13 protein-coding genes are annotated in these 15534 nt (G+C 31.2%); 6 read left to right on the top strand and 7 right to left on the bottom strand.

The window, feature by feature from the left end:
* Positions 1-17: 17 nt before the first annotated feature.
* From AABJ49_RS07380 to AABJ49_RS07390, 3 genes are all read right to left on the bottom strand, one after another.
* Complete coding sequence (locus tag AABJ49_RS07380) at positions 18-1421, bottom strand: OmpA family protein (protein ID WP_338377500.1); 1404 nt, start codon at positions 1419-1421, stop codon at positions 18-20.
* Positions 1422-1558: 137 nt separating this feature from the next.
* Complete coding sequence (gene kbl / locus AABJ49_RS07385) at positions 1559-2755, bottom strand: glycine C-acetyltransferase (protein ID WP_338377502.1); 1197 nt, start codon at positions 2753-2755, stop codon at positions 1559-1561.
* Positions 2756-2766: 11 nt separating this feature from the next.
* Positions 2767-5922, bottom strand: coding sequence for a UvrD-helicase domain-containing protein (locus AABJ49_RS07390; protein ID WP_338377504.1), 3156 nt, complete (start codon positions 5920-5922; stop codon positions 2767-2769).
* Between the two features lie 104 nt (positions 5923-6026).
* On the opposite strand from AABJ49_RS07390, the gene AABJ49_RS07395 reads away from it, so the two are divergent.
* Positions 6027-6632: a superoxide dismutase gene (locus AABJ49_RS07395; RefSeq protein ID WP_338377506.1), complete on the top strand. Its 606-nt coding sequence runs from the start codon at positions 6027-6029 to the stop codon at positions 6630-6632.
* Between the two features lie 229 nt (positions 6633-6861).
* On the opposite strand, the gene AABJ49_RS07400 is transcribed toward AABJ49_RS07395, so the two are convergent.
* From AABJ49_RS07400 to AABJ49_RS07415, 4 genes are all read right to left on the bottom strand, one after another.
* Positions 6862-8757, bottom strand: coding sequence for an amidophosphoribosyltransferase (locus AABJ49_RS07400; protein WP_338377508.1), 1896 nt, complete (start codon positions 8755-8757; stop codon positions 6862-6864).
* Between the two features lie 66 nt (positions 8758-8823).
* On the bottom strand, positions 8824-9750 hold the full coding sequence (locus tag AABJ49_RS07405; RefSeq protein WP_338377509.1) for a PfkB family carbohydrate kinase: 927 nt from the start codon (positions 9748-9750) through the stop codon (positions 8824-8826).
* A gap of 78 nt (positions 9751-9828) precedes the next feature.
* Positions 9829-10308, bottom strand: a complete 480-nt coding sequence (gene rnhA, locus AABJ49_RS07410) for a ribonuclease HI (RefSeq protein ID WP_338377511.1) — start codon at positions 10306-10308, stop codon at positions 9829-9831.
* Positions 10309-10317: 9 nt separating this feature from the next.
* Positions 10318-10887 (bottom strand): phosphoribosylglycinamide formyltransferase, encoded by a 570-nt coding sequence (locus tag AABJ49_RS07415; RefSeq protein ID WP_338377513.1) that lies wholly within the window; start codon positions 10885-10887, stop codon positions 10318-10320.
* Between the two features lie 172 nt (positions 10888-11059).
* Between AABJ49_RS07415 and AABJ49_RS07420 the strand changes: the two genes are divergently transcribed.
* The 5 genes from AABJ49_RS07420 to pyk all read left to right on the top strand — a co-directional run bounded on the left by AABJ49_RS07420 (position 11060) and on the right by pyk (position 15522).
* Positions 11060-11296 carry an acyl carrier protein gene (locus AABJ49_RS07420; protein ID WP_026716658.1) on the top strand — a complete coding sequence of 79 codons (237 nt, stop codon included), beginning with the start codon at positions 11060-11062 and terminating at the stop codon, positions 11294-11296.
* A gap of 205 nt (positions 11297-11501) precedes the next feature.
* Positions 11502-12755, top strand: coding sequence for a beta-ketoacyl-ACP synthase II (gene fabF, locus AABJ49_RS07425; protein ID WP_338377516.1), 1254 nt, complete (start codon positions 11502-11504; stop codon positions 12753-12755).
* Positions 12756-12763: 8 nt separating this feature from the next.
* Positions 12764-13504, top strand: coding sequence for a ribonuclease III (gene rnc, locus AABJ49_RS07430; RefSeq protein WP_338377517.1), 741 nt, complete (start codon positions 12764-12766; stop codon positions 13502-13504).
* A gap of 114 nt (positions 13505-13618) precedes the next feature.
* Positions 13619-14089 carry an IPExxxVDY family protein gene (locus tag AABJ49_RS07435; protein WP_338377518.1) on the top strand — a complete coding sequence of 157 codons (471 nt, stop codon included), beginning with the start codon at positions 13619-13621 and terminating at the stop codon, positions 14087-14089.
* A gap of 2 nt (positions 14090-14091) precedes the next feature.
* Positions 14092-15522: a pyruvate kinase gene (gene pyk, locus AABJ49_RS07440; RefSeq protein ID WP_338377520.1), complete on the top strand. Its 1431-nt coding sequence runs from the start codon at positions 14092-14094 to the stop codon at positions 15520-15522.
* Positions 15523-15534 lie beyond the last annotated feature (12 nt).

Here is a 15534-nt window from a genome sequence, read left to right on the forward strand (position 1 = left end):
AATATTTTGGAATTAAATTATTTTACTAATTTAACTTCAACTCTTCTGTTGTTAGCTTTACCAGCAGCAGTTTTGTTTGTATCAATTGGTGTAGATTCTCCAAATCCTTTAGAAGACAATCTTGCAGCATTGATTCCGTTTTCAACTAAATAGTTTTTAACAGCAGCAGCTCTATCTTCAGATAATTTTTGGTTCATATCTTCTTTACCATCACTATCAGTGTGTCCTTCTATAGAGAAGTTAGAGTTTGGATACTCTTTTAAGATAGCCGTAATAGCTTGTAAAACTGAGTAAGTTTGTTTTTTGAAAGATGCTTTACCAGAATCAAATAAGATTGTTTTAGCATACTCATTTAATTTTTTCATAGTATCTTCAGAAACTTCAGGACATCCGTTATTTGCAACAGTTCCTTTAACTTCAGGACATTTGTCATCTTTATCAGCAACACCATCACCGTCAGTATCTGGCCATGGGCAACCTGCATTTTCTTTAGGACCTTTCACTTCTGGACATTTGTCAACATTATCAGCAACACCGTCACCGTCTGTATCAGGACATCCTTTCATGATTTTTGAACCTTTAACATCTGGACAAGCATCTTCAGAATCGATAATTCCGTCTCCGTCTCTATCTGGACATCCGTTTAATTCTTTTAAACCTGCAACATCAGGACAAGCGTCAGCTGAATCCATAATTCCATCACCGTCTGTATCAGGACATCCGTTGAATTCTTTTAAACCAGGAACTTCTGGACAAGCGTCATCTTTATCATAGATTCCGTCTCCATCAGTATCTTTACCTCCGAATTTGAAAGTAAGACCTGCAAAATGTTGTAAATGAGTCGCAACATCCACATCTGGAGTTCTTGTATCGTCAAATGAATGTTTGTAAGTAGATTGTAATGATAAACCTACGTTATCAGTAAACCAAATGTTTAAACCTAAACCTCCGTTAACTGTACCTGCAGATGCATCACCCATCCAAGTATAACCTCCACCTAAATGAGCGAATGGATCTAATACTTTAGATTTTACCATTTCCATAAAACTATATTTTACAGCTAAATCAGCAGCAAAATAAGATAAATCTCCAGGATTAGTAACTACATGTGTGTTAATAGTGTTAGGCACTTTTGTAACGAATTTATCAATTTTGTTAACAGAACCTGTTAAACCAACAGAAAAATTGTTACCTACATGTTTAGAAACTCCAACATAAGAAACCGAAGGAAGAATGTTCCAGTGGTCTTGTACATTGAAATATTCAGCAATTTGGTGCTCGAAAGACTCTGATGCACTGAATTTAGTGTCAACTGCGTTAGCACCAAAAGACACTGCCCAAGGATTGTTGCTGTCTTGTGCTTGCGTTGCTATACCAGCAAACATTAAAGCCACAGCAAATAATTTGTTAAGATGTTTCATACTTTTTTTTAATTTTTATTTAATTACAACTGATATAATTTAGACAAATTTAACACGATTATTTATATCTGCAAATTTTATTCACAAAAAAAACTTAAAAACACCCCTTTTCATGGGTATTATGTAACTTTTTAATGTTATTTTACAACATTCAATGCTTTTCCTACTTCAATGAAAGCGTTTATAGCCTTATCAAGGTGCTCTTTTGTATGAGCAGCAGAAAGTTGGACTCTAATTCTTGCTTTATCTCTAGGCACAACCGGAAAGAAGAATCCTATTACATAAATTCCTTTTTTCAATAATTCATCTGCCATAATTTGAGATAATTTTGCATCATATAACATTACTGGAACGATTGCAGAGTCTCCGTCTATAATATCAAATCCAGCTTTTTTCATTCCTTCCTTAAAATAATTTGTGTTCCATTCCAACTTATCTCTTAAAGAAGTATCTTTTTCTAGTAGTTCAAAAACTTTTATAGAAGCTCCTACAATTGAAGGTGCCAATGAGTTTGAAAATAAATATGGTCGAGAACGCTGACGTAAAATTTCAATAATTTCTTTTTTAGCCGTTGTATAGCCACCCATTGCTCCACCAAGAGCTTTTCCTAACGTTCCAGTAATTATGTCAACTCTTCCTAAAACATTTTTGGCTTCAAGTGTACCTATACCTTTAGCACCGATAAAACCTGCAGCATGACATTCATCCACCATAACCATGGCGTCATATTTATCTGCCAAATCGCAAATTTTATCTAATGGAGCTACTAAACCATCCATAGAGAAAACACCATCTGTAACAATTAGTTTGAACCTTCTTCCCTCTTCAGTGGCTTTTATTAATTGAGCCTCTAACTCTTCCATGTTACTATTTTCATAACGGTAACGAGCTGCTTTACATAATCTTACACCATCAATTATTGAAGCATGATTTAAACTATCTGAAATAATACAATCTTCTGCTCCTAATAACGGTTCGAAAACACCACCATTTGCATCAAAAGCTGCAGCGTATAATATTGTATCTTCTGTTCCGTAGAAATTTGCAATTTTTTGTTCTAATGTTTTGTGAATATCTTGAGTTCCACAAATGAAACGAACTGATGACATTCCGAAACCGTGAGAATCTAAAGCGTCTTTTGCGGCTTGAACCACTTCTGGATGCGATGAAAGTCCTAAGTAATTGTTTGCACAAAAGTTTAAAACTGTCTCACCTGTTGAAATTGTAATTTCAGCTCCTTGTGGTGAAGTTATAATTCGTTCTTTTTTGAACAGTCCGTTATCTTGGATAGCTTGTAATTCTTCTTGTAAGTGTTGTTGTATTTTGCCGTACATATCTTTATTTTTTACAAATGTATAATTTTTAAATTTTCTCCTAAATAAACTAAAGCTTTTTCTTCAACATGATAACCCATTTTTTCTAAAAGGTTTTCGTATTTTTCAACTTGATGTTTATGACTTTCTTTTGGAACTCCTGTTTTATAATCTAATAAATAAGCTTTATTGCCTTTAATCGAAATTCTATCTGGAATAAAAGTGTTTTTATTTTCGTCAATAATACTAGTTTCATTGTAAATTTTTGCATCAACCTCATAAAATTCTTTTAATTCTGAATGATTTACTATAGAATTTATAACTTCTTCAATTATATCAACTTGTGATCTATTAATTAAACCTTTTTCTAAAGAAATAGCGATAGCTTGACTTACATCTTTACTAGTTTTTATATAAGATAAAATTTCATGTAAAGTGTTTCCAAATTCTATTGCTTCAGCTTGAATAGTTCCCCACATTAAAGCTTCTTTTTGAGCGATTTTTATAGCACTTGTTTTAATCTTATTTTGCACAACTTGTATTTCATCTAAGTTAGCAATTACTAATTCTTTTTTAGAAACTTTATTTGGATTCCCAAATTCATATTCTAATTGGCTTTCATTAAAGTTTTTATTTAACTGAAGATATTCAATTATATTTGAAGATAATGTATTAGGTAAACTTCCATCTTTATTAATCTTAATTTCTGAAATTACATAAAGTTGCTCAACAGCTCTTGTAAAAGCAACATATAAAACATTAATATTATCTAAAATTTCTTCCTGATTCTTTTCTTGATAAATTTTACTTGCATCATCGCTATAACTTAATACGTCTATTTTATAATCTATCAATACTTTATGAAAATTAATATTTTCATTTTCTAAAGGAATCCAAAGTTTATTTCTATTATTTTTTGAATAGTTATCGTTTGCAAAAGGGTAAATCACAACTGGAAATTCAAGTCCTTTTGATTTATGAATTGTCATGATTTTTATAGCATTATTTCCATCAGGTGAAGGAATACTTTTTTTGTAACCCGTTCTTTCCCAATAATCAATAAAATCTGCGATACTTGATTGTGCTTTTATATGTCTTTCTAAAACCAAATCTAGAAAATATTGAACATATGAATTATTAGCTTTCTGTTTGACAAAGGCAGAAACAATAATTTCAACTACTTCGTAAAGTGATTTTTTTCTGCAAGCATTAAAATCAATGGAAACATCATATTTCTCTAAGGCAATTTTTAAATTTTCTTCTGAAACATGAAGGTTTTGGTTAATTAAATCATGAATCTCTTCAGAAGATTGCAGATATTTCCCAACATAATACAACATATTGAACTTTGCATCAGCGTCAAATTTATTGTTAACATACTTCAACACATTGATAATCAATTTAACTTCTGTTGCGTTTTGAATCAATAAAGTTTCTGAAGATAAAATAGGAATTTCATTTTCGGTTAAATAATTGGCCAATAAAACTCCGTTTGATTTCGTTCGCGTCAACAAAACCATGTCTTTGTATTGAAATCCGTTTTTTAGGACTTTTTCAATCGTGACTAAAGTTTGTTTTAGATATTTTGTGTTTTTGTCATCGTCTTCTTCCTCTTCATTTACCTCAGCATTATCAGAAGTATTAATGAACGAAATATTAGCATAACCACCTATTTTACTCGTTTTGTTTTGATGACTTTCATTCAAATATAAATTTAAGTAATCTGGATTTTCTAATTTACTTGAAATGAATCTGAAAAAATCGTTGTTAAAGTCAATTACCTCACTATAACTCCTATAATTTGTATCTAAAACTATAGTTTCTTTATTTTTATTTGAAAACGGATTTTCGTCTTTACTTAAAGAAATAAACTGCTCTGCTTTTCCCCCACGCCAACGATAAATCGCTTGTTTTGGATCACCAACTAACATCAATGTTCCAGCCACTCCATTTTCTTCACTAGAAAGTGCATTATCAACTAATGGAATTAAATTTTTCCATTGTAAAACGGAAGTATCTTGAAACTCATCAATAAAAAAATGACGGTAACGATCACCCATTTTCTCATATATAAAAGGAGCTGGTTGGTTTTGGATTTCTTTGTTTATTATCTCATTAAATTCGGAAATAGATAAAATATTTTGATCGGTTTGAATTTTTCTAAACTCCTTATTAATTGAATTTAGCAACGATAACGGGTAAATGTTTTTATTAAAAGCTTCAAGCAAGAAAATATTTTGATATTCTTTATAAGCTAATTGAAGTTTTTGCAAAATCTCGGGCAAAATACTTTCAATTAAACCTTTGTCTTTTGCAGTTTTATTCACTTGAACTTGTTCAACTTCAGAAAATTTATTTATATCCGAAGGAGGAAGATTCCCTTCAATAATTTTAATTAAATGATTAGGAAAAGTCTTTCTTGAAAAAGATTCTATTGCAATTCCGTTATCTTTAATTAAAGTCAAACTTTCTTGAGCTAAAGCTGAAGCTAGTTTTTTATATTTTTCTATTTGACCGACAATTACTTTTTTGGTTTCAATAAAGTCTTCAATTGTTTTGCTTTCATAATCTTTTAGTTCGTGTTTACTATCTTCGTTGGTTAATAAAGAACTTGCAGCTAGTAAATCGAAAGTGATATCCCAATTTTTATCATCATCTGTTTTATTTTTTGAAAAGTCTAGAAGTAGTTTTGTTAATTCCTCATCTTCACCAGCTTTAGAAATTACAGTTTCAATAGCTTCTTGCATTAACAAATCGGTTTCTAAAGAAATATCAAAATCTAACGGAATATTTAATTCGTGCGAAAAAGATTTTATAATTTTTAGGGTAAACCGATCGATAGTCGAAATATCAAAAGCAGTGTAATTATGAATAATACTTTTGATAATAACTTTTGATTTATCTTTAATCGTGGCAATGCTTAATCCTGTTTCTTTTGCAACATCTTTTAATAAGTCAACGGCTTTTTCTGAAGTATCCTCTTTAGAAAATTCTAGTAAATAAAAAATGATTCTAGATTTCATTTCTTCTACGGCTTTGTTGGTAAAAGTTATGGCTAGAATTTTTCTATAAGCTTCATTTGAAGGTGATTTTAATAAAATTTTAATATACTCTTTCGACAAAGTATAAGTTTTACCTGAACCCGCAGAGGCATTGTAGATTGAAAAGGAGGCTTTATTTTCTGTCATATGTGTAAATCTTATAAAACTATAAGGAAATTGTATTATGTAGTTAACGGCTTATTTTGTAAATTTGAATAAAATTAATACTAATCTATTTAAAAAACTATATTATGGCTTTTGAATTACCAAAATTACCTTATGCTTACGATGCATTAGAACCACATATTGATGCTAGAACTATGGAAATACACCATACAAAACATCATAATGGATATACAACGAACTTAAACAACGCAATTGCTGGAACTGATTTAGAAGGAAAATCGATTGAAGATATTCTTAAAAATTTAGACATGAGCAATGGTGCTGTTAGAAATAACGGTGGTGGATTTTATAATCACTCTTTATTTTGGGAAATAATGTCCCCAAACGGTGGTGGAACTCCTTCTGGAGATTTAGCTGCTGCAATTGATAAAGATTTTGGATCTTTTGAAAAATTTAAAGATGCGTTTGCTAAAGCTGGTGCAACGCAATTTGGTTCAGGTTGGGCTTGGCTTTGTGTGAAAGATGGAAAATTAGATGTTTGTGGAACACCAAATCAAGATAACACTTTAATGCCAGGAGTTGGTTGCGGTGGAACTCCAATCTTAGGAATGGATGTTTGGGAACATGCTTACTATTTAAACTATCAAAACAGAAGACCAGATTATATTGAAGCTTTCTTTAATGTAATTAACTGGACTGAAGTTGCTAAAAGATATGCTGCAGCTAAATAATAGCAAAAGCAGTAAAAAAGGAAAAGGGCTGAAGATATACTTCAGCCCTTTTTTTATATAGGATTGTTTGATTGTACAAAATAAAAAAGGTGGAAATAAATCCACCCTTTTTGCCCCAAATCTACCATAAACTTAACCTACTAATGCTATGGTGAAACAAATCTATGCAAAATAATTTTATGAACAAACTTTCTGCGAGTGTTTTTTGTTGTTATTAACAATTTTATTTTTAATAAGCTCTTGCGTCATTACCTTCATAGAAATTCAAAAAGGCTCTATTTACCACTCTATTACCACCAAATGTTGGATAATCACCTGTAAAATACCAATCACCTAAATTTTTAGGACAAGCTTTATGTAAGTTTTCAACATTTTGAAAAATGATTTTTACTTGTGCATTGACTGATTTTGAAGTTAACATTTCTGAGATTTTATCAGAAATTTCTTCATTAGAAAAAGGTGCGTATAATTCTTTAACGTAATTTACTACTTCTTTATCTGCAAAAAGCTCTTGTTTTTTAGATTTTTCATATACCTCATCAACAATATGGTACATATTTCTCTCTTTTAATAATTCTAAAGCAGCTCTGAATGCAATAAGACCTTCTAATTTTGCCATATCAATTCCGTAACAATCTGGATAACGAATTTGCGGTGCTGATGAAACTACTACAATCTTTTTAGGATTTAATCGATCCATCATTTTAATAATACTCTTCTTTAAAGTAGTTCCTCTTACGATACTATCATCAATAATTACTAAATTATCTGTTGGCTTAATCACACCGTAAGTCACATCATAAACGTGAGCTACTAAACCATCTCTACTGCTATCTTCAGTAATAAAAGTTCTTAATTTAGCATCTTTAATGGCAATTTTCTCTGTTCTAATCTTAACTGAAAGAATTTCTTCTAATTTCTCTTCTGTTAAGGTTTTTCTATTTTCTAGAATATATTTATTTTTTCTTTGATTTAAAAAATCTTGAGCTGCTTCAACCATTCCATAAAAAGAAGTTTCCGCTGTATTTGGAATAAAAGAAAATACAGTATTATCAGTATCGCTATCTATAGATTTTAAAACTGCTGGTAAAATTAACCTTCCTAGTTCTTTTCGTTCTTGATAAATTTCTGCATCACTTCCTCTAGAAAAATAAATTCTTTCAAACGAACAAGCTTTCTTTTCAGTAGCTGGAATAATCTCTTCCAATGAAACTGATCCATTCTTCTTAACTATTATAGCATTTCCAGGTTCTAATTCTTTTACTTTCTCAAAAGGAACATTGAAAACAGTTTGAATAACTGGTCTTTCTGAAGCTACAACCGCAATTTCATCATCTGCATAATAATAGGCTGGACGAATTCCTGCTGGATCTCTAAAGACAAATGAATCACCATGACCTAATAATCCTGCCATTGCATAACCACCATCCCAATTTTTAGAAGCTTTTCTAAGAATTTTAGCAACGTCTAATTGCTCCATGATAACTTGAGATGCATCACGTTTAGAAAGACCTTTTTCTTTACAATCGTGATAAATATCTGTAACCTCTTCATCTAAGAAATGTCCAATTTTTTCCATTACAGTAACCGTATCAGCCATTTCTTTTGGATGTTGGCCTAATTCTACCAAACTTTGAAATAACTCTTTTACGTTAGTCATATTAAAGTTTCCGGCAACAATAAGGTTTCTATGCATCCAATTATTTTGACGTAGAAAAGGGTGAACACTTTCAATACTATTTTTACCAAAAGTTCCATAACGAACATGACCCAAAAACAATTCACCTATATATGGTATATTCTTTTTTTGAAGTGCCGCTGTGTTGTATTCTGGATGAGCTTCTAACTCTTCATTGATTCTTCCATTGATTTGAGCAAAAATATCTTGAATAGGTTGAGGATCATTTGAACGAATACGACTGATATAACGTTCTCCTGGATCTACGTCTAATTTTATACTTGCTAAACCTGCTCCATCTTGTCCGCGGTTGTGTTGTTTTTCCATCAAGAGATACATTTTCTCTATTCCGTAAAAAGCTGTTCCATATTTTTCTTTGTAGAAATCTAATGGTTTTAATAATCTTAGTAAAGCAATTCCACATTCGTGTTTAATAGCATCGCTCATAATATGTAGTGTGTTGTGTTGTTGTTTAATGTTATAAAAAAAGCCTCGAAACTTCGAGGCATAAATTTACGATAATTCTATATCAAATTGTGTTAACGCTCTAAATTGTTGTAAGCGCGAATGAACTTCTTCTTTTTCAAGTTGTTCCATTCTCTCTGTACCAAATTTCTCTACACAGAAAGAAGCTAAATTAGAACCATAAATAATTCCGTTTTTCATATTGTCGAAAGAAACGTTTTCACTTTGTGCAATATATCCAGAAAAACCACCTGCAAAAGTATCACCTGCTCCTGTTGGATCAAATACTTCTTCTAATGGTAAAGCTGGTGCGAAGAAAACGTTTTTACCTTCAAAAAGTAAGGCTCCGTGTTCTCCTTTTTTAATCACCACGTATTTAGGACCCATTGTATGAATCTTTTCTGCAGCTTTAACTAATGAATATTCTCCAGATAATTGACGAGCTTCTTCATCGTTGATTGTAATTACATCTACTCTTTTGATTACGTCTAATAATTCTGGTAAAGCACAATCCATCCAAAAGTTCATGGTATCTAAAACAATTAATTTTGGAGCTGTAGTCATTTGGTCTAAAACACTTGATTGTACTAAAGGATGTAAATTTCCTAACATTACAACTTCTGCATCTTTGTAATCATTTGGCACTACTGGATTAAAATCAGCTAATACATTTAATTGTGTATCTAAAGTATCTCTTGAATTTAAGTCGTTATGGTATTTTCCACTCCAAAAGAATGTTTTTCCACCTTTAACCACTTCAATTCCTGAAATATCTATGTTTTTGTTTGTTAATAAATCTAAATATTCTTGTGGAAAATCTTCTCCAACTACAGAAACTATAGCCGATTTTACCTTAAAAAATGAAGCAGAAAGTCCAATGTAAGTTGCTGCTCCACCAAGGATTTTATCGGTTTTTCCAAAAGGTGTTTCAATAGCATCAAAAGCTACGGTTCCTACAATTAATAATTTATTCATTAGGTATAATTTGAAATAAGGTGCAAAGATACATTTTTAGTTTAAAAGTATAAAATGGTTTTGATGTTTAACTTTTTATTACAACAACTTCCCTTCCTCCTTTTCATAAAAAGCATCAATAGAAAGATTCTTTTGTTGCGAAGCCATAACCGCTAATGCATCACAACGTTCGTTTTGAGGGTGATTGTTGTGGCCTTTTACCCATTTGAAATCTACTTTGTGTTTTCGGTATGCTTTCAAGAAACGTATCCATAAATCAGGGTTTTTTCTGTCTTTGAAACCTTTCTTCTCCCAACCAAAAACCCATTTTTTTTCAACAGCGTCGACTACATATTTTGAATCAGAAACTACTAAAACTGTCATGTTTTCGTTTTTTAGTTTTTCTAAACCTACAATTACGGCCAAAAGTTCCATCCTATTATTAGTAGAAAGTCTAAAACCTTCAAAAAACTCTTTTTTGTATGGAGTTCCTACTAATTCCATCACAACACCATAACCTGCTGGTCCAGGATTTCCTTTGGCTGCTCCATCTGTATATATGTGTACTTGGTGTGACAAAATTTGAATTTAGAATTTAGAATTTAGAAGGTCTGAAATAACTTGTGGAAAAAATTTATGTTCTAATTCATGTACTTTTTTTGCAATTTCTTCTGGTGATTTACAATCTGAAATTGTAACACTTTTCTGAAAAATAATAGCCCCTTCATCATAATTTGGTGTTACATAATGAATGGTAATTCCGGTTTCTTCTTCTTTATTATTAAAAATTGCGTTGTGAACATTCATACCATACATTCCTTTTCCACCATAATTAGGTAACAAAGCTGGGTGAATATTTATTATTTTATTTGGATATGCTTCAATAATATGTTCTGGAAACTTTAATAAAAATCCAGCAAGTACAATTAAATCGGGTTTTATTTTATCTAATTCCTCTAAAACAAACCCTTCATTTAACTCTGTTCTATTGAATATAAGTGTATTAACTTGATATTTTTTTGCCTTTTCTAAAACTTTGGCATCAGAATTGTTTGTCAGCACGGCAGCTACAGTTCCAAAACTGTCTTTTTTAAAATACTTGATTATCTCCTCGGCATTAGTGCCGCTTCCGGAAGCAAAAAGCACAATTTTTTTCATTGCATATTGATTTCTTCCACAAAAAAAAGAATAATTATTGGTAAAAAATAAAAAAAAGAAGTCTTTGTGAATTATTTTTTTTAAATTCGTAGCACATTATAGTAACAAAAATGTTGTTTTAAAATAAAGTTTTTTATTTTTGCCAACTAATTAAATTAAAAATTAAAAGATTATGTCAGACATTGCATCAAGAGTAAAAGCGATTATCGTAGACAAATTAGGTGTTGACGAAAACGAAGTTGTAACAGAAGCTAGCTTCACAAACGATTTAGGAGCAGATTCATTAGACACTGTTGAGCTAATTATGGAGTTCGAAAAAGAATTTGATATTCAAATTCCAGACGACCAAGCAGAAAATATTGCTACTGTAGGTCAAGCAGTTTCTTACATCGAAGAGGCTAAAAAATAATATAAAAGGCATCCACAAGGTTTTCTTTGTGGATGTTATTATTTTAGCTTTCGCTGATTCAATAAAATCTTGATTGATTTTATCGGTTTGAAAACATTGATTGTATTACAATCATTACAATAAAAACTATGTAATACCCATTGTTTCTTTTAGTTTAGTATTAAAAGCACTTTGGGTTTTTTTATATAAACCAAAAATTTTATATATGCAATTAAAGCGTGTAGTAGTTACTGGATTAGGAGCATTGACTCCTATTGGGAATAATATTCAAGAATATTGGGAAGCACTTATTAGTGGAAAAAGTGGTGCTGCTCCCATAACTTATTATGATACAGAAAAACACAAAACTAAGTTTGCCTGTGAAGTAAAAAACTTCAATGTTGAAGATTATATTGACAAAAAAGAAGCCCGTAGAATGGACAAATTTGCACAATATGCTATTGCTGCAAGTGAAGAAGCTATAAAAGATGCCGGAATTTCTGATGAAAATGTAAACAAACAAAGAGTTGGTGTTATTTGGGGTGCTGGAATTGGAGGTTTAGAAACTTTTCAAGATGAAGTAATGAGCTATGCTGCTGGTGATGGAACACCTCGTTTTAACCCATTCTTTATCCCAAAAATGATTGCTGATATTGCTCCAGCTCATATTTCTATGAAAAATGGATTTATGGGTCCCAATTACACTACAGTTTCCGCATGTGCATCATCTGCAAACGCTATGATTGACGCATTCAATTACATTCGTTTAGGAATGTGTGATGTCATCATTACAGGTGGTTCTGAAGCGGCTGTAACAATTGCAGGAATGGGTGGATTTAACTCCATGCAAGCCTTATCGACTAGAAATGAAAGTCCAGAAACTGCGTCAAGACCTTTTGATGCTACTCGTGATGGATTTGTGCTTGGAGAAGGTGCTGGTGCATTGGTTTTAGAAGAATATGAACACGCAAAAGCTCGTGGAGCAAAAATATATTGTGAAGTTGGTGGTGGTGGAATGTCATCTGATGCTTATCATTTAACAGCACCACATCCGGAAGGAATCGGTGTAATTGCTGTTATGGAAAACACACTTCGTGATGCAGGTATTAAACCTGAACAAGTGGATCATATCAACACCCATGGAACATCAACACCTTTAGGAGATGTTGCAGAATTAAAAGCCATTAAAGCTGTTTTTGGTGATCATGCTAAAAACATCAACATTAATTCAACAAAATCTATGACAGGTCACTTATTAGGTGCTGCTGGTGGAATTGAAGCGATTGCTTCTATTTTAGCTATGAAACACGGCATTGTTCCTCCTACAATTAATCATACTGTTGTGGATGAAAGAATTGACCCAGAATTAAATCTTACCTTAAATAAAGCACAAAAAAGAGAAATTAACGTTGCCATGAGTAATACGTTTGGTTTTGGTGGACACAATGCTTGTGTATTGTTTAAAAAATTAGAAGACTAATTCTCCGTATGAATTTTATTAAAAAAATAGTATCCAAATCCCGTTCTCAAGAAGACGGGATTTTTTTTGAAAAAATAAGTAAAATCTTAGGATTTAAACCTGTTGATTTAAAATTTTACAGAAAAGCTTTTACTCATAGATCAGCAAACATTCTTGATGAAGAAGGCAATCCTTTTAATTATGAACGTTTAGAGTTTTTAGGTGATGCTATTTTAGGAAGTGTTATTTCTGCTTTTTTATATAAAACGGCTCCAACAGGAGACGAGGGCTATTTAACTAAAACTCGTTCAAAAATTGTAAGTCGCGAACATTTGAACGAATTAGGAAAAGATTTTAATCTTATTCAATTTGTTGAAAGTAAAGTTGCTACAACTCATTTTGGAGAAAACATTCACGGTAATTTATTTGAAGCTTTCATTGGTGCTATTTATTTAGACAAAGGTTTTGTGACATGTGAAAAATTTATTGAAAGAAAAATAATAAAAATCTATGTTGATTTAGACCGATTAGATGGTAAAATTACCAGCTATAAAAGCTTATTGATTGAATGGTGTCAAAAAGAAAAAAAGTCGTTTCATTTTGATTTTATTGAAGATAATGGAGTTGAAGGGCAAAAATTTTTCAGTGTAAAATTATCTATTGACAACAAAGTAGTTGCTAGAGCTAGGGCTACTTCTAAGAAGAAAGCTGAAGAAAAAGCTTCTCAAAGAGCTTATTTTGCTTATCAGGCAAAAATTAATTCAAAATAACGCAAAATAGCAATTAACTATATCGTTTTCGTTAAAAAAATAACAATTTCTTATTTATTTTAACGACTACTTAACTTTAATATACTGTATATTTACACTTTTATTTGTGTATTAATGGCTATCTTTAAGTTACAATTAGAAGAATTTTCAACTACTGAATATGAGTTAATTGCAATTCATACTACTATTGAAGTTTCCAAACTTGCTTTTTTATTAAACAAAAATCTAAATACTCGATTTCATTTTTTGGATGTAATTGATAAAAAAGAAAAGAAAGAAAAAGGTTCTTTTGAAAGATATTTATATTGTGATGAGGAAAAAGATGTTTCTTGGAATTTACTTGAAAACAAGTCAATTATTAACGGAGCAAGCGAACAAGAATCCTCTCTTTTTGACCAATTTGGACAAACCATGTATCTAATCCCAGAAGTTAAAAAAGCCGATTATATCTTAAAAATTGATTCAGAAGATGCTTATTTAGATATTCCAAAAATAATACAAACCATTTCAGAAATAAACACTATTTCTTTGTCATATTACGTAGACAAGAATACTATAAAAACAAAAAGTAATTTAATTTTTTAATAATGCCAACAAACAAAAAGACTAAAATAGTTGCTACTTTAGGACCAGCAACCAGCACTAAAGAAGTACTAAAAGACATGATTGAAGCAGGTGTAAATGTATTTAGAATTAATTTTTCTCATGCAGATTACACTGATGTAAGCAAGCGTATTGCCATGATTCGAGAATTGAATGATGAGAATGGATATACAACTTCTATTTTGGCTGATTTACAAGGTCCAAAATTAAGAGTTGGTGTAATGAAAGAAGATGTGGTTGTTTCAAAAGGTGATAAAATCACTTTCACAACTGCTGAAGACATTTTAGGAACTGCTTCTAAAGTTTATATGAACTATAAAGAATTCCCAAAAGATGTAAATCCTGGTGAGCGAATTTTATTGGATGATGGCAAGCTTATTTTTGAAGTTGTTAAAACGGATAAAAAGACAGAAGTTGAAGCTGTAGTTATACAAGGTGGTCCTTTGAAATCTAAAAAAGGAGTTAATCTTCCTAACACAAAGGTTTCATTACCCGCTTTGACAAAAAAGGATATAAAAGATGCAATTTTTGCCATTGAAAACAAGGTAGATTGGTTGGCTTTATCTTTTGTAAGAACTCCAGAAGATTTGATGTTGTTACAAGATTTAATTTCAAAACATTCTGATCATAAAATTCCAATTATAGCTAAAATTGAAAAACCTGAAGCTGTAGAAAACATTGATAAAATTGTTGCTTATTGTGATGGATTAATGGTTGCTCGTGGAGATTTAGGAGTTGAAATTCCTGCTCAAGAGGTACCATTAATACAAAAAAAATTAATCCATAGAGCAAAAACTGCAAGAATTCCTGTTATTGTGGCAACACAAATGATGGAAACGATGATTACCAGTTTAACTCCAACGCGTGCTGAAGTAAATGATGTTGCAAACTCTGTAATGGATGGTGCTGATGCTGTAATGCTTTCTGGAGAAACATCGGTAGGAAGTTATCCTGTTCAAGTAATTGAAACAATGACTAACATTATTGAAGCTGTCGAAGATTCTCCACTTATTCAAGTGCCTTTAAATGCTCCACATGTTAGAACGAAACGTTTCATTACAAAATCAATTTGTTATCATGCAGCGACAATGGCTAATGATATTGATGCAAAAGTCATTTCTACCCTAACAAATAGTGGTTATACTGCTTTTCAAATTTCGGCTTGGAGACCAAAATCACAAATTTTAGTATTTACATCAAACGAAAGAATTTTAACACAATTGAATTTACTTTGGGGTGTTAAAGCATATTACTACGACAAATTTTTAAGCACAGATGATACTGTAGAAGACATCAACAAAATTGCTTTGGAAAAAGGATACGTTAAAAAAGGTGATATGCTAATCAACCTTGCTGCAATGCCAATTGCAAACAAAGGAATGGTAAATACATTAAGAGTTTCAGAAATAGAATAATTATTTTATATT

It is taken from the genome of uncultured Flavobacterium sp., assembly GCF_963922255.1.
Taxonomy (GTDB): Bacteria; Bacteroidota; Bacteroidia; order Flavobacteriales; family Flavobacteriaceae; genus Flavobacterium.

Excerpts from the sequence above, each read along its gene's own strand:
- AABJ49_RS07380 (WP_338377500.1), bottom strand. The coding sequence starts at position 1,421 with ATGAAACATCTTAACAAATTATTTGCTGTGGCTTTAATGTTTGCTGGT.
- kbl (WP_338377502.1), bottom strand. The coding sequence starts at position 2,755 with ATGTACGGCAAAATACAACAACACTTACAAGAAGAATTACAAGCTATC.
- AABJ49_RS07390 (WP_338377504.1), bottom strand. The coding sequence starts at position 5,922 with ATGACAGAAAATAAAGCCTCCTTTTCAATCTACAATGCCTCTGCGGGT.
- AABJ49_RS07395 (WP_338377506.1), top strand. The coding sequence starts at position 6,027 with ATGGCTTTTGAATTACCAAAATTACCTTATGCTTACGATGCATTAGAA.
- AABJ49_RS07400 (WP_338377508.1), bottom strand. The coding sequence starts at position 8,757 with ATGAGCGATGCTATTAAACACGAATGTGGAATTGCTTTACTAAGATTA.
- AABJ49_RS07405 (WP_338377509.1), bottom strand. The coding sequence starts at position 9,750 with ATGAATAAATTATTAATTGTAGGAACCGTAGCTTTTGATGCTATTGAA.
- AABJ49_RS07415 (WP_338377513.1), bottom strand. The coding sequence starts at position 10,887 with ATGAAAAAAATTGTGCTTTTTGCTTCCGGAAGCGGCACTAATGCCGAG.
- AABJ49_RS07420 (WP_026716658.1), top strand. The coding sequence starts at position 11,060 with ATGTCAGACATTGCATCAAGAGTAAAAGCGATTATCGTAGACAAATTA.
- fabF (WP_338377516.1), top strand. The coding sequence starts at position 11,502 with ATGCAATTAAAGCGTGTAGTAGTTACTGGATTAGGAGCATTGACTCCT.
- rnc (WP_338377517.1), top strand. The coding sequence starts at position 12,764 with ATGAATTTTATTAAAAAAATAGTATCCAAATCCCGTTCTCAAGAAGAC.
- AABJ49_RS07435 (WP_338377518.1), top strand. The coding sequence starts at position 13,619 with ATGGCTATCTTTAAGTTACAATTAGAAGAATTTTCAACTACTGAATAT.
- pyk (WP_338377520.1), top strand. The coding sequence starts at position 14,092 with ATGCCAACAAACAAAAAGACTAAAATAGTTGCTACTTTAGGACCAGCA.